Annotated in this window: 11 protein-coding genes; 1 reads left to right on the top strand and 10 read right to left on the bottom strand. The window is 43.4% G+C overall.

The window, feature by feature from the left end:
- Positions 1–28 precede the first annotated feature (28 nt).
- From D8803_RS01250 to D8803_RS01295, 10 genes are all read right to left on the bottom strand, one after another.
- Entirely contained in the window at positions 29–325 is a 297-nt protein-coding gene (locus D8803_RS01250) for a bacteriocin immunity protein (RefSeq protein WP_190316783.1), read from the bottom strand.
- A gap of 68 nt (positions 326–393) precedes the next feature.
- A complete protein-coding gene (locus D8803_RS01255) occupies positions 394–1,083 on the bottom strand; it encodes a CPBP family intramembrane glutamic endopeptidase (RefSeq protein WP_131200012.1) in 690 nt (229 codons plus the stop codon).
- Positions 1,084–1,243: 160 nt separating this feature from the next.
- Entirely contained in the window at positions 1,244–2,728 is a 1,485-nt protein-coding gene (locus tag D8803_RS01260; RefSeq protein WP_131200013.1) for an ABC transporter substrate-binding protein, read from the bottom strand.
- 107 nt (positions 2,729–2,835) lie between these two features.
- Positions 2,836–3,759: a carbohydrate ABC transporter permease gene (locus D8803_RS01265; protein ID WP_000818345.1), complete on the bottom strand. Its 924-nt coding sequence runs from the start codon at positions 3,757–3,759 to the stop codon at positions 2,836–2,838.
- Between the two features lie 13 nt (positions 3,760–3,772).
- The gene (locus tag D8803_RS01270; protein WP_000714584.1) at positions 3,773–4,702 is read right to left on the bottom strand and encodes an ABC transporter permease; all 930 of its coding nucleotides are present in this window, start codon (positions 4,700–4,702) and stop codon (positions 3,773–3,775) included.
- 209 nt (positions 4,703–4,911) lie between these two features.
- On the bottom strand, positions 4,912–6,027 hold the full coding sequence (locus tag D8803_RS01275) for a DUF4767 domain-containing protein (RefSeq protein ID WP_131200014.1): 1,116 nt from the start codon (positions 6,025–6,027) through the stop codon (positions 4,912–4,914).
- Positions 6,028–6,144: 117 nt separating this feature from the next.
- Positions 6,145–8,025: a beta-N-acetylhexosaminidase gene (locus tag D8803_RS01280; protein ID WP_131200015.1), complete on the bottom strand. Its 1,881-nt coding sequence runs from the start codon at positions 8,023–8,025 to the stop codon at positions 6,145–6,147.
- On the bottom strand, positions 8,019–8,888 hold the full coding sequence (locus tag D8803_RS01285; protein WP_190316784.1) for an ROK family protein: 870 nt from the start codon (positions 8,886–8,888) through the stop codon (positions 8,019–8,021). The genes D8803_RS01280 and D8803_RS01285 overlap by 7 nt, the downstream gene beginning before the upstream one ends.
- 98 nt (positions 8,889–8,986) lie before the next feature.
- Positions 8,987–11,632: an alpha-mannosidase gene (locus D8803_RS01290; protein ID WP_131200017.1), complete on the bottom strand. Its 2,646-nt coding sequence runs from the start codon at positions 11,630–11,632 to the stop codon at positions 8,987–8,989.
- Between the two features lie 55 nt (positions 11,633–11,687).
- Positions 11,688–12,968, bottom strand: coding sequence for a glycoside hydrolase family 125 protein (locus tag D8803_RS01295; RefSeq protein ID WP_125424946.1), 1,281 nt, complete (start codon positions 12,966–12,968; stop codon positions 11,688–11,690).
- Between the two features lie 170 nt (positions 12,969–13,138).
- Between D8803_RS01295 and D8803_RS01300 the strand changes: the two genes are divergently transcribed.
- Positions 13,139–15,226 (top strand): GH92 family glycosyl hydrolase, encoded by a 2,088-nt coding sequence (locus tag D8803_RS01300; RefSeq protein ID WP_131200018.1) that lies wholly within the window; start codon positions 13,139–13,141, stop codon positions 15,224–15,226.
- The last annotated feature ends 36 nt before the right edge of the window (positions 15,227–15,262 follow it).

Here is a 15,262-nt window from a genome sequence, read left to right on the forward strand (position 1 = left end):
ATAGAAAACGCCCTGTCCCTGCACTTCATCAGTAACCATAGCGAATCGCAGATAATCCTCTCAATTTTTTGATTTGCTTAGCTTGACTTTCTGACAAACACAACTTGTTGTCAATTAATACACGTGAGATGTCGATGTTCATTTGGCTCAGAATAAATGGAGTAGAGGTTCCATCATCCTCTAATCGTTTTTTATAAATCACTAACTGATTTTTCAGGGGAGCAAGTTGAGGCGCAGCCTTTATATCTTCCAATAGATGATCAATGATGGTCATGGCTTCACAACGCCTTTCGCTTCCTCCAGCGAACCATTTTAATGGTGTCATTCTCATTTTCCTCCTGAAATTCGCTTATAAATTGAAAAACTATAATTCCTAACTCTCATGCTAATATTTTACCCAAACACCCTATGTAAAAAAGTCAGCAAAAATGGCAAGGTCGCTACAATATTATTGATCACATGCACCGCATAGGAAGGATAAATGCTCTTGGTATAACGGGTCAAACCAGCAAAGATGATTCCAAGTGTTGCAAAGACGAAGATATCTAACAGACTAGGCAGGCTTGAAAAATGAGGGAGAGCAAACAAAATAGACGGAAGGATCAAATCAAGACCAAATCTCGAATCTTTAAAGAAGGCGTGTTGAAGTAATCCTCTATAGAGCAACTCTTCCATCAGTGGCCCTAGAAAGAACAGAGTTATATAGATACCTAGCTCGGCAAAGTTAGTCCCACTATAACCGATCAATACGGCCCAACCTTCAGCAGTTGACTGAACGTGTCTAGCTGTTTGAATATTAAAAAATATATGAGCTACCGCTACTAGGGCTGTTAGGATTGAATACCAGAGCCATTTTTTTCTCGAAACGCGAAAGAGATAGCCATGGCCTGTCTTAACAAGAATCCCAATCATGACTCCACTAAATAGCAAACTCAAGATATTTCGAATCCAGAAGAAATTTCCTATCTGAGAAGAAAATTGCCAATAGTTTTGGACGATAAGAGTCAGCTGAGAAAGACCAAATACGAAAAATAGGTAAGAGAAGACAGCACTCATTTTGAAAAGAAGACGATATTTTTTCATAATAAATCCCCTATAGATATATGTGTATCCCATCACCTAAACTCTCAGAATTGCTACTTTCATTTTTACATCCTAAAAATCACTACCTCCCCTAGAGGACTAAGGAAGGCAGTGATCACATTTTTAGGAATTAGGAATGAATACACGAAATCAATCGATCTTATGATTTTTTGTTTTTCAAGAATTCGTCGTATTGTTTTTGCATTTCGTTCAATACTTTTTCGTAGGCACCTTCAGATTTCAATTTTTCCATCAATTCTGGAATTGCTTTATCTGGGTCTACAGTACCAGTGTTGATAGCTGTATCGAATTGTTGCATTGTGTTAGAAATTGCTGAAATTTCAGATTTCACACTGTCAGTGTTAAAGATGAATCCAAGTGCTGGAGATTCTTTAGCTTCTGCCAATTGTTTCTTAGAATCTGCAATTTGTTGGTCTGTAACGTTTTCGTTGATGTAAAGGATCCAGTTGTTACCAGTGTTCCAACCTGACATGTGAGTGTTTCCTTTGTATCCATCAAGGACGCGAACACGGTTTTCTTTACCTTCAACTTTTTCCCAGTTCTTGCCTTCTGGACCGTAAACAAGACCGTTCAAGAGTTCTGGGTTTGTGTTCAAGAGATTCAACACTTCCATTGATTTTTCTTTGTTCTTAGAGTTGTTTGAGATAACAAAGTTAGCAACTTGTGTTGTTTGGTTTTTCTTGATAAAGTTAGTGATTGGTTTGATTTGGATGTCTTTGTTGGCAACACGTGAAAGCAAGCTGTTACCGTAGTCAGCTGGTCCTACTGTTTCTTCACGAACGAACCAAGTATCTTGTTGAAGGTCAAATGAAGTGTCGCTTGTTGCTACGTCTTTTGGAATGTATCCAGCTTCATAGAATTTGTGAAGAGTCTTCAAGTGTTCTTTGAAACGAGGTACTTCGTAACGGTTTACAATCTTAGTAGTGTCTCCTTCAAGGTCGATAACAAATGGAAGTCCGTTTGGTACTGGGTAGTCAAAGTTATCAGATGGGATAAAGTTCTTCGTAACCGCAAATGGTACTACGTCTGGAGCTTTTTCTTTGATTTGTTTCAAGACTGGTTCAAGTGTTTCGTATGAAGTGACACCTGAAATATCGATACCATATTTGGCAAGAAGAGCGCCATTAAAGGCAAAGTTTTGAGATGATGCAACGTTGGCTGCAACTGGAACAGCGTAAATCTTACCGTTTACAGTGTTCCCTTTGATGTAAGCTGGGTCAAGTGCTTTGTAAAGCTCTGCTCCTTCTTTCTTATACAAATCAGTCAAGTCAGCGTAAGCACCTTTTTGAGCATTTACAACATAGTTATCTGCAAAGGCAATATCGTAGTTTTCACCTGATGATGTGATAACTGACATTTTCTTACCGTAGTCACCCCATCCAAGGTATTGGATATCCAATTTAGCACCAACTTTTTCTTCGATGATTTTGTTGGCATTTTCTAGCAATTCATCCAAGTTGTCTGGTTTGTCACCGATTTGGTACATTTTAAGAACAGGTTTGTCACCTGAAGCTGAGTCAGCAGCTTTTTTGTTGTTACCTGAAAGGTTTCCACAAGCGGCAAGGCTTGCAGCCAAAGCGACTACGCTAGCAGATGCAAAAGCATATTTTTTCCAGTTTTTCATGATAAAAACTCCTTTTTTATTTTTAAACTTATAAACGATTTAATAATTTGTAACTTCAGTCACTAAGATGAAGTTGGGAAGGGAGAAACGGTGTTTCTCAGTAAGTGCTATTCTTTCACACCACCGATCGTCAACCCTTTAACAAAGTAGCGTTGGAAGAATGGGTACAGAATCGCGATTGGAAGGGTTGCAACAACAACCATGGCCATACGACCTGTTTCTTTCGGTAGAGCAACCCCCAGTTGGCCAGATAGGCCGACTGCTTTTGCAATGTAGTCCATATTTTGCTGAATTTGCATGAGCAAATATTGCAATGGATACAAGTTATCACTCTTGATGTAAAGAAGGGCGTTGAACCAGTCGTTCCAGAAACCAAGTGCTGTCAAAAGCGTGATAGTTGCGATACCTGGAAGTGACAATGGCAAACAGATCTGGAAGAAGATCCGAGCTTCACTGGCTCCATCGATACGAGCGGATTCGAGAATAGCTTCTGGAATGGTCTTCTTGAAGAAGGAACGCATCAAGATGATGTTGAATGGTGAGAGGAGCATTGGAACAATCAGGGCCCAAACCGTATCACCAAGTTGAAGCAAACGAGTCACCACGATATAGCCTGGTACCAAACCAGCATTGAACAACATACTAAGAAGGGCAAAGATCGTAAAGAATCTGCGGTACTTAAAGGTTGTCCGTGAGATGGCGTAGGCATAAGTGGTTGTGATGAAGACGTTGGTCACTGTCCCGACTACTGTTACAAAGACTGAGATAAAGAGCGCTTGGAGGATTTTATCCTTAAACTGAGCCAAGAACTCAAAACCATCTAATCCAAACTGTGATGGGAAAAAGCTATATCCATACTGGAGGATGCTCTTTTCGTCTGTCACCGAAATGATGATAACGAAGATAAAGGGCAAGATACAAGAAAGAGCAATCAAACCAGAGATGATACTAAAGAAGATATCTGCCTTCTTACTAAAGGAGTGAATGCCGACATTATCAATTTTTTCTTTTTTAATTTTCTTTTCTGCCATATTCTCCTCCTTTCTAGAACAAAGCTGAGTTTGGATCAACTCGTCTTGCAAGCAAGTTTGATAGGATAACCAGGATCAAGCCGACAACGGATTGATAAAGACCAGCTGCTGAAGCCATACCGATATCTGCTGTCTGAGTCAAACCATTAAAGACATATACGTCCAAAACGTTGGTTACATTGTAAAGCTGACCAGCATTGTGTGGGATTTGATAGAAGAGACCGAAGTCTGCACGGAAGATATTTCCGACTGCAAGGATGGTCAAGACTGTTACAAGCGGAGTCAACTGAGGAATGGTTACATTGCGAATGCGTTGCCACTTGCTAGCCCCGTCCACTGTTGCTGCTTCGTAGTAGGTTGGATCAATTCCCATGATCGTCGCATAGTACATGACACTGCTATATCCAAAGCCTTTCCAAATACCAAGGAAAAGGAGAAGATATGGCCAAATGCCTAAGTCAGCGTAGAAGTTGACTTCCTTCATGCCAATGGAGGTTAGGAAATGGTTGAAAACCCCTTTGTCAATGTTTAGGAAGGCATCTGTAAAGAAACTGATGATAACCCATGACAAGAAGTAAGGGAATAACATGGACGTTTGGAAAATCTTAACCATTCTCTTAGAGCGAAGCTCACTGAGGATAATGGCAATCCCTACTGATACAATCAAACCGATAAAGATGAAGCCGAGATTGTAAAGAACAGTATTTCGAGTGATGATAAAGGCATCTTTTGAACTAAACAAGAATCTGAAATTATCTAACCCGACCCATTTACTATTCACAATACTATCTATGAAACCATTACTGGTCATATGGTAGTCTTTAAAGGCGACCACATTCCCAAATACTGGAATGTAAAAGAATAGAATCAGCCAGAGAGCCCCTGGTAAAACCATCAAGAGAAAGATCCAGTTATCTCTCAAGGTCTTTGAAAACTTTTTCATAATTTCCTCCCTTTTTATTCCTAAAAACTGATTTCATCGAATTTTTAGGTTTGATAACGATTACATTATTAGTATACTCCTATTTGAAGGTCAGGTTAAACTACTAATTATAGAAAAAACTCCACAAATTATTTTATGTAGAGAAGTTTTTTATAAGAAATAGGTTTCACGAGAAACACTTTGCATGCGATAAGTGTATTTCCGCTTTGCTAATCGAAAACTTGTTCTAATATTGGGTGATGAAACTCGACAAAATGAATCTGGGCATTTATGATAGCCCCCGATTCGTTTTTCTCAATCTCTGGTCTTCCTTCTGTATGTAAAAGAACAGGATTGCCATTCTTATAGCCAAAGAGAATCACCTCTGTCCCTGCTTCATTCACATAGCAAGCTAGGATATCGAACCGCCCAGAACCTGAACCTGCAATATAGCCATACCATTTAAAAGTATAATTCACCCCATCTACTTGTCCAAATTGCATCATCTGGTCTGGCACTGCAAGTCCATAGTAATTACCGTAGGTGGCCAAATTAGTTGACTTGAATCCTTCACCTGTACTATCCGAATAGGATTCCATGGTTGTTTTTATCTTGTCTATTAAAGAACTATTATCTGTATCTGGCTCGCTCTCTGTAGTTACACTTGTTTTTAATAGAAATTCCTTAAAACGTTGCGCTAAATCTGTGTTTTCAGTCTCTTCAAAATTTGCAGTAGGGATAGTTTCCAGTGTCTTATCGGTATGCAAGACCTGTGCTTGCCCATCCTTCAGTGTAAATAGGTAGCAATGTTTGTCCTGATTGTCATAGTAGGCATCCAAAACCAAGTAATCATAGGCATTGTCACTCGATACTCCAAAAATATTCCATTTGACACTTTTCTGAGACACAGTTGTTGTTTCTAATTTTTTGATGAGTTCATTTTTTTCATCAAAGTTTGCATGCTCTAGTCTATGATAGGACTGCCCCATAGAAGAAGCCCAGCTTGCAAACTCTTCCTCCCACTTTTCAGTATTGTATTGAATTAACTTCTGAAAATCTGAGTAGTTCTTCATAATCAAGGCTTGATCAGTCGGATTAGATAACTGGAGTTCTTCCATGGCTGCAACTGTGGCAGCTATAGGTGATTGGACGGTTGTATCCTTATGATCTTTTTCATGCGAAAAAGCCTTTTGATAGGAATCTGCTAGGTAGTGAAAATAGTTGGTTGTTTCCTTGGTTTGTTGCTCCCTTGGTATTGACGGACTAGTTGCTCCATCCTCTGTCATTTTATGGCAGGCAGATAAGACTAGCATGCTAGTAGCTAGGACTAGTAGTAGCTTTTTCATGGTCAGACCTCCAAACTATCTTTCTACCTTCATTATACTCCTTCCCTATCTCCAAATCAAAAAACATCTCCATGTATTTAAAAGGAGATGTTTAACTGTTTGTGATAAATGCCTAGCCTATGTCGTATAAATGGTCGAAGCTGTCGCAATGGTATGCCACTGATTGGCTGTAGTTGCTGCGAAGTTCTTGTCTCCATAAAAATCATTAAACGGAAGGATTTCGACTTCTAGCTCGTCGATGCGGTCAATCTGACCTGCCAGATAAGCCTCGATGCGACTTTCTGCTCTCTTGATGCGTTGTAAGAGTCCGCCCATACGGATATCGACCGTATCCAAACCAAAGACCTTGTTTTCTTTCAGCCATTGTTGGCTAAAGAGGGCATGGAAGTTTTCAATCTCACTTCTGAGTTGTGGTAATTCTTGTCTGGCGATTGATTGCAGACTTTCTTTATCGTTTGTTTGGTAGGCCTGACGAATGCGTCGTCCCACATCCACTTTACTGCTTAAAATCTGGTTCAACTGGACCTGAGTTTCAAAGAGATAAGCATAAATGCCTGCTTTTTCTTTGATTTCAGCAAGCGTCTCAGCTGCCTGAGCAAAGTGTGGCCTGTCCTGTTCAGGTGTCATGTGTCTATCAAGAATAGGGCAGAGAACATCCTGATAAAAGACATAGCGGTTGGGATTGATACCACTGAGATTGCCTGGTAAGTCTGGCAAGAGGTTGGCAAGGTCAATCTGCATGAAGTCCTCAACTGATAGACCTGTATTGGTCTTGAAGTGAGCAGACAAACGGTCTAGGTTATTGCGGTAGCTGAGTTCTGCCCAGATTTGCAAACTTGGTAGGATAGAAAATTGAGCTGTTTCACCACCATTGTCCCCCCAACCTGTCACGATAACTTCTTTGATATCATTGGCACGACAGGCTTTATTGGCCTCGATAGCGATGAGACGGCTGAAATGGTTGTTGGGTGTAAAACCGATCCACTTCCAAGCACCACCTGCAAAGGCAATATCTTGGCTAATCTTGTGATGATTGCGGAAATTACGATTGTACTTTTCTTCGCTGTCTTGATAATAATCCCAGTAAACCAAGGTTACACGGTCTTTGAGACGGTCTAGGTAGACACGAGTTTCCTCAGGAATCTCCACGTCACGGTCGTACTGACCATCCGCTGACATGAGCTTAAAGAACATATCGCTCCACATCTGGCAGTGAAAACCATACTTATCTGCAATATCCAGCACGCGCTCTAAGTGTTGACACATGAGGAGACTACGGTCTACAACACCGTTCAAGATGAGGTAGCGTCCCAAACCAACCAAGTGAGCCTCGTCCATCCCGATATTGACCTTGCGAGTCTGCAGTTTAGATAGAGCGGCAAACATGCCATCAATCAGGTCATACACCTTTTCTTCGCCGATAAGGAGAATATCTTCTACATCACGGAGCTCCTGCACTTCCTTGACACCCCATTTGACAAAGGCCGACAAGTGGGCCAAGGTCTGGATGCATGGGACAAAGGTCATGTCAAACTGCTGGGCATAGGCTTCGATTTCCTGCAACTCCTCTGCTGAATAGGCGCCACGGAAGTAACCAAAGTATGGCTGCCCCTCAATCTGGTAGGTGTCTTCCATGTAGAGCTCAAAGGTTGAGTAACCCATGAGAGCCAAGACCTCAATCATCTGCTTGGCAGAAGCGACATTCAGCACCGCATTTCGGGAACAGTCTGCCATGTAGGCTAAATCTTCATAAGCCGCCTGCTCCTCAATCGCTACTTTATCACCTTCTACTAGAGCTGTTGCCAACAAGGACAAGGCGCGGTAAAGTTGGTGAGGTTTGCGATAGGTTAGTTGATAGTGTCCACCTTGACCTATAATCGAGATAGACGTTTGATCAGACTGAGCAACTGCAACTTCCACATCTGGTAAAGAGATATGTTTTGTCAGCAAGTCAATTGCCTGCGTTTGCTTGGGACTAAGTCCTGTAAAAATTACCATTGGTTCTCCTCCTGTAACCAGTTGACAAGGGCACCGTAGAGATTGGCATCTGCATGATAGGTACAAGCTTGGATAACTGGTGCGACCGTGTATTCTTCGTAGGTCTCGACAAATTCATCGACAGCCTTCTTGACACCTTGGATAAAGTCTGGGTTCTGACTGATGGAGCCTCCCAGACTAATGACATCTGGGTCGATGAGATACTGAATATTGAGCAAGCCTTGAGCCAGATTACGGTTCATGCGCAAAATAGCTTCTTGACAAAGAGCATTGCCTGCTGCGGCCTCTTGGTAAATCTTGCGACCGTCCCAGTCAGTCTGACCAGATTTTTCAATCACGTATCGCACCATATTGCCAGTTGACGCTAGTTGCGACCAGTTGTTAAGTTTTTCTGCTGGTGCGATGGTTGTCATGTAGCCAAACTCTCCTCCCAAGCCGTGGCGACCTCGGTGAAGCTTGCCATTGATAATCATGGCTCCACCAATCCCTGTCCCAATCACGACACAGGCTGCATTTTCAATCTCTGGATGAACTAGCAGTTCACTAAGTCCAACACAGTTGGCATCATTTTCTAGATGGACAGGGAGTTGATGATGAGCAAGGGCCTCATACCAAGAAAAGCCATGGATGTAAGGTACGGCACTGATTCCCTCAATCACACCTGTTTCTTGATTGACCGCTCCTGGAACACTCATAGCGATCCCACTATAATCTTGCTCCGATAAGCGTTGGTCTAGCCACGCCAGTAAAGACTCCAAGTTTTCTGGCGTCGGAGTACTTGTCTTATCTAGTATTTTTCCATCAGGAGTTAGACTGGCAAACTTAATCCCTGTCCCTCCGATATCAATGGTTGCAATGGTCATTGTTCTTCCCATAAAAAGGGGCGAAGCAGTAGTTAGTACTTACTCTTTCGCCCCTCCTTTCTATCTCATAGTATTAGTTCTCAAACACTTTAAAATTGTTAAATGTCTTCTTTTTTGATCAATTCTGTGCGAATTTCTTGTGGCGCTAATAGTCCTGAATGAACTGGATATGGTCGCTCAAGCAAATCCAAAATGGTTTGTTGCTGTTCTGATATACGCACATTTTCTTGACTCATATTGTAGTAACGAAGTACATATCCTTCTTCATTTTCAGCAACTTTAAAGGCTGTTGGGCAGACTTGTGGTAAGCTGAGCGCCGCATGGCTCAAGAGGCTACCAGTCGCTGCCACACTTCCTTCTTGTTTAGCAACCTGAAGACTAGTGAATGGTGTTTGGAAGGCTTTGGCACGACGGAAAGCGGAGAAGCGCTCCCCTGCTTGGTGGCATTCAAGTGCAAACTCGACTTCAAACTCGCGCAAGCACTGAGCCTCTGGTGTTGGGAAGTAACCCCAGTCACCTAGCTCACCTGAGGCACGAAGAATGGTCACGGCAATGGTATCATCTCCAAGGATTTCATACTCGTGCAATCCTTTATTTGCCACTGTCATACCTTTTTCATCATCATACAGGCTGACAAAGGCTTGTTGGTGTTGAGGATTTTCAGGATTTTCCCAAGAAGCAGCTGGTTCGTTTGGTCGTGTCACCACCTCATAAATGCTTTCAGAGTCATTGCTTGGACGCGTATTATGAGTCTTGACCAAGAGACGGATACGGTGGTCCTTGGCTGTGTTAGTAAAGCGAGTCTTGAAGCGGATTTGTGGATTGTCAACAAAGACGGTCATCTCTGTTTCAAGAGGAAGGGTTGTCAATTCTTCTGAGCGCCCAGCTTCACGCGTCATAAACTCGATAATGCCTCTTTGTTCTCCATCCAGTTTTTCGTCTGCACTTACTGGAATTGTCAATTCATGCTTGAGCAAGATCTTGGCAAAACGAGCTGTATTTTCCAAGACTTCACAGTCTTTGAGTTCTGCGTAGATAGGCTCTGTTCCTTTTGGTTGGAAATAGATGTACTCATTTCCAATGTCACCACGGTCTTCAAAGCGAACAACATCCTCATACGCTTCATGAGTTGTCTTGTCGTAGACTGTGATATTCTCATCCACACTGACCGTCACAAATGGCGTATCAATCACTCCATTTTGGTAAATACCGTCACGGTGTTCTTGTTCTCCTTCGAGCAATTGGAAGGTTGTCCAAGAAAGTGGTGCCAGATGAGCAGGTACTGTCACGCGCACTTGACGAGCGATACGAGCCTGACGGAACTTGTCTTTTGGTAAATCATACTCAAAGTTAGCTCCCAGATCTTCGATTTTCGCTTCTACAGCATGTCCTTCCAAGTCTTCGACACGGTAGCTTGGCAAGGTCAAGGCTGCCATTTTCTTATAGCCTTCTGTTGGGTGCAATTCTTTGAAATCACAAACCGCCACATCAATCACTGTGCTGACAGTGTCAACCTTGTCATGCAAGCCTGTGTTGATGACCGTAAAGAGATGATCGCTTTGGGCTTCGTGGGTTGCAATTTTACCCTTCCACTCGTTGAGAAGATTGGTCTTAACGAAGTTTCCGACTTGGTTGACCTTGGCAAAACGTGTCTCCATCTCGCGGTGAACTTCGTCAATACTACAGCCACAGATACTATCATGGGGCGCATTTTGTAGAAGGACTTTCCAAGCATAGGTCAACTGGTCCTTGTGGTTATGTCCGCCAGTGATGACAGTCAATGGTTCCACTACTTGTTCTAGCAGGTTGCTATTTTCTTGGAAAGCTTGTTTGAGGTAAATACGGGATGAAGAAGTGTTAGCAAGTGTATACCAACCGTCTGTTTCTTGACTGGTCAACTCACCTGTAACCGTAGATAGTTGCTCAGGCAGAGCACTTTCTACTGCGTGGACATAGTCGTCAAAGGAACTATGCACAAAGGTCACATCTGGGAAGAGTTCATTTGCTACACGAATGGCTTCACTCAGATTTCTCTGTACAGGCTGGTGGTCACATCCGTTCATCATCAACCATTGGTTGGTCGAAGCGTAATCACGCACATCTGACAATTTTTGTTTCCAGAAAGTTAGGGCCTCATCCTTATCAACTGGGATTTCATTCCCATTACTATACCAGTTGGCAAAGAGAATACCGAGAACGCGGCTTCCATCAGCGCCTTGCCAGTACATTTCTGAAAACTGGGAAGTAAACTGCTCATCTTCGAGGACTTGGTTGTCAAATCCAATCGGCTTCACACCACGCCCAAAGGCCGCCACGTGAATGCCTGATTTTTGAAGGATTTGAGGCGCTTGTCCCATATTTCCAAAGGTATCTGGGAAGTAACCAATCTGGGTTGATTTGCCCCATTTTGCACATTCTGCTTGACCAATCAAGGTATTACGGACGTTGGCTTCACTGGAAATCAAGTAATCATCCTGCAAGATGTAAAAGGGACCAATTTTGAGTTTGCCTTCGTCAATGTAACGTTGGACTTTGTCGCGATTTTCAGGGCGAATTTCCAAGTAGTCATCGAGGACAATGGTTTGTCCATCTAAGTGGAAACTCTTGAACTCAGGGTCATTTTCAAAGAGATCAAAGAGATTGTCAAACAATTCCACCAACTGCATACGGTGGCTTTCAAAAGGCAAGTACCACTCACGGTCCCAGTGACTATGTGAGATAATATGTACAACAACATTTTCCATGAAGTAAAACCTCATTCTAACTTAAATTTTTATTTCTATCTAACTAAAGAACTGTCTAGCGAATATCTAGATAATCCAAAACCAACTCACAAAACATCATGTTGGCCCAAGAAAACCATTCACGTGAGTAGAGCGTTGGGTCGTCCACGTGGAAGCTTTCGTGCATAACACCTGTTCCACCATCGCAGGCAACCAGCTGATCGAGTAAGAATTTCTTCTCTGCCTTATCTCTTGTTGTCAAACCTTGTATAGAAAGGGCAATAGGCCAGATATAGCGATAAAAGGTATGAGAACTTCCGAGACCGCTAGCATATTCTCCTTGGTAAAAGTATGGATTTTCAGGGCTCAGAATGGTGCGACGAGTTGCTTGATACACTTCATCGTTGACATCGCAGTAGCCCAGATAAGGCGCAGCCAACAAACTTGGTACGTTTGGATCATCCATGATGCTAGCATTTCCTAGACCATCGACTTCAAAGGCGTAAATCTTTTCACCCTTGCTATTAGTGGTGTAGGCGTAATTTTCGATTCCTTCTTGAATCTCCGTCTGCAGGCGTTTAGCGTCTGCCACGATATTTTGGCTATCAGCTAGGTCTAGTTCTGCAAAGATTTCTTGGACATAACCCAAGACTACTACGGCAAACATATTGGACGGAATCAAATAGCTATACTGGCAGCAGTCATCACTCGGGCGAAAGGCTGACCAAGTCATACCTGTCACCGCAAAGGCAGGTCCAAAACCATCATTTACCAGAGTGTCTTCCTTGCGGTCTGTATCCCGAACGAAACGATAAGGAGAGTTCTTGTGATCTTGTTCTACCGTCCAGAGATGAAGAATTTCCTTGGTCGCTGCGACAAAAGTCTCATCAAACTGACTGGTCTCGCCAGTCTCTTTCCAAAGAAGATAGGCCAACTGCAAAGGATAACAAAGCGAGTCCACCTCGTACTTGCGTTCCCAGATCCAGCCATTAAGGTCCGTGTGGTCAGTCTCGTGGTGGCCCTTCCAGTTCTCCTCAATGTTAAAGGAATTGGCATAAGGATCCTTGAGAATCAAGGTCATCTGACGTTTAACCAAACCTGCAATGGTCTGGCGCAAGAGAGGATCTCTTTTAGCCACATGAAGGTAAGGTCTGAGTTGGGCCGTTGAATCCCGAAGCCACATGGCAGGAATATCCCCAGTCAAGACAAAAGTTGAGCCATCTTCTAAGATTTCAACCGTATTGTCCAAGGTGTCTGTATAGCAACGCTCAAAGACATCTACCCACTCCGGATGGTCCTTAGCCCGCTCCGCTACTTCGTCTAGCCATTCTCTAACAATTTCTTTCGAATAAATCATCGTGCAGTTTCCTCTTTCAAACAAGTTTCATGTTCAGTATATAGTTTTTGAGAAAGAAAATACATACACAAATGATAGTCATTTCTCTACAAAATTGCTTACTTTCGAACCCCATATCTAAAGGCCTCATTTTTCTGATATAATGTAGAAAAACAGCTAAAGGAAAGACTATGAAACCACTACTTGAAACCATCGATACCCGCTTTGGTACTGCTAGCAAGCATGCCTTCTCTCGGGGAAATACTCTGCCTTATACAGGCGTACCTTTTGGGATGAATTATTTTGTGCCTCAGACCAGTGACCAGGAGGGAGCTTGGTTCTTCGATCCGCATCTGCCCATCTTTCAGGGGATTCGATTGACCCATCAACCAAGTCCTTGGATTGGCGACTATTCTTGGCTACTCCTAACACCTGTCACAGGCCAGCTTGGGGGAGACAGTCTCTTTCACCGCCAGTCTTCTTATGATATCGAAAAAGCCTCCTTCCAATCTCATTATCTGAAGATTTTCTCCCTGCGCTATCAGATTGAAAGCCAACTGACACCGACTTGCTATGGCGCTTCTATTCGTTTGGAGCAAAAGCAAGGCAAAGTCCTCTCCCTCTATCTTCACGCAGCAGATGAACTTACAGTAGAACAAATAGATAAGCGGACTCTTGCCCTGCGTCAAGAGGGAAAAACAGAGACCAACAAAAATCCGCTGATACTGTTTACTGCTCTACAAATGAATACGGATATTCTTGCTATCACACAAGAAGAGGGAGACTGGCGAATTGACTTAGCAAGCAGTCAAGCCGAGATTCAACTAGGCACTTCTTTCATATCCCCTTCTCAAGCTCTAGTCAATCTACCTCAAGAAGATTTTGATAGCTTTAAAGAAAATGCCCAAGCGGACTGGGAAAATCTCCTCCATCGTTTTGACGTTATAGAGACAGGAGAAGCTGACCGAACCTTCTTTGACCACTGCCTCTACAGACTCTTCCTATTTCCTCAGACTTTTTATGAGGTTGATGAGTCAGGGCAAGCCATCCACATGGATTTGGCTACTGGTACTGTCAAGCCCGGCGTCCTCTTTAGCAACAATGGTTTCTGGGATACCTTCCGCACCACCTTCCCCCTCTTTGCCCTGATCATACCGGAACACTATCACCGCTTTTTAGAAGGTTTCCTCAATAGCTACCGCGATACTGGTTTCCTTCCAAAATGGCTGGCCCCAGATGAACGTGGTATGATGCCTGGTACCCTTTTAGACGGCATTATCGCAGATAGCGCCTGCAAGGACATGGCCCCCGACCTAGAAAAAGAACTCCTCCAAGCCATGCTTGAAACAGCCAGCAAGTCCGACTCTCTCGGCATCAATGGTCGCCATGGACTAGCCCAATACCAAGAACTGGGCTACCTCTCTACCGACCACCACGAAAGCGTTAGCCATACCCTAGACTACGCCTATAGTGACTTTTGTATCGCCAGCTGTGCCGAAAAGCTTGGTCAGAATGACATCGCGGAAACTTATAGAACTTCGTCACAAAATTACCGCCATCTATTTGACACTGCGACAGGTTACATGCGTGCGCGAGATAGCCAAGGCAACTTCCGCCCTGACTTCTCTCCTTATAGTTGGGGACGCGACTACGCCGAATGCTCTGCCGTTCAAGCGACTTTAGGCGTCCTCCACGACATCCCCGGCTTAATCCAGCTTATGGGTGGAAAAGAAGCCTTCAGTCACTATCTTTTGAAAGCCTGTCAGGACGCTCCCCTCTTTGAAACCACTGGCTATGGTTACGAGATTCATGAAATGAGCGAGATGGCTACCGCTCCTTTTGGGCAAATCGCCATTTCCAACCAGCCTAGCTTCCACATTCCATATCTCTTTCGCTATAGTGACTACCCCGACTACACTGCTCTACTCATCAAGACTCTGCGTCAGAAAGCCTTTCACCCAAGCTGGCAAGCCTATCCTGGCGATGAAGACAATGGTAGTCTCTCTGCTTGGTACATCTGGTCGGCTCTCGGATTCTATCCGACCTGTCCGGGCAAGCCCAGCTACGATATCGGAATCCCTCTCTTTGACCGCCTCCGTATCTACCTGGCTAAGGAAAATAAATGGCTGGATATCCATGCCGAGCAAAACTACAACCACTTCAACTTTGTCAAAGAATGCCGATTGGACAAGTCCCCAGTATCTAGCATCCAACACCAAGACCTCTTGAAAGCTGAGCAACTGACCTTCACTCTCAGCTGGTTGCCAAGTCACTCATAACCAAAAGAACCTTTGCATCGCGCAAAGGTTCTTCTT

The sequence above is a fragment of the Streptococcus oralis genome, assembly GCF_003943385.1.
Classification (GTDB): Bacteria; Bacillota; Bacilli; order Lactobacillales; family Streptococcaceae; genus Streptococcus; species Streptococcus oralis_CA.